Origin of the sequence: Xenorhabdus beddingii (assembly GCF_002127545.1) — a bacterium.
Lineage (GTDB): Bacteria > Pseudomonadota > Gammaproteobacteria > Enterobacterales > Enterobacteriaceae > Xenorhabdus > Xenorhabdus beddingii.
Genome location: NZ_MUBK01000193.1, coordinates 1 through 286, shown reverse-complemented (window position 1 = coordinate 286; position 286 = coordinate 1). Strand labels below are relative to the sequence as shown.

At 52.8% G+C, this 286-nt stretch carries 1 protein-coding gene; it reads left to right on the top strand.

Going from position 1 to position 286, the window contains the following annotated elements:
* On the top strand, window positions 1–286 hold a 286-nt coding region (locus Xbed_RS19230), incomplete at both ends, for a phage head closure protein (RefSeq protein ID WP_244182582.1).

The following is a 286-nucleotide window of genomic DNA, read 5'->3' as shown; positions in this document are numbered from 1 at the left end:
AATTCAGTCAGGCATGGAAGCAAACAGTGGAAATCAAGCAACAACCGGAGGGCAAGGAATGAAAGCGGGCAGATTACGGCATCGGGTGATGATTCAAAAGAATGAACCGACCCGTGGTGAATACGGCACGATGGTTAAGCATTGGGTGGACGTTGCCACCGTCTGGGCAGAAGTGAGATTTATCAGCGGTCGGGAACTGGTGGCCTCCGGACGGATGCTTTCCGAAGCCACAGTACGTATCTGGTTGCGCTACCGGAACGATATCACCACCACACACCGGATTATC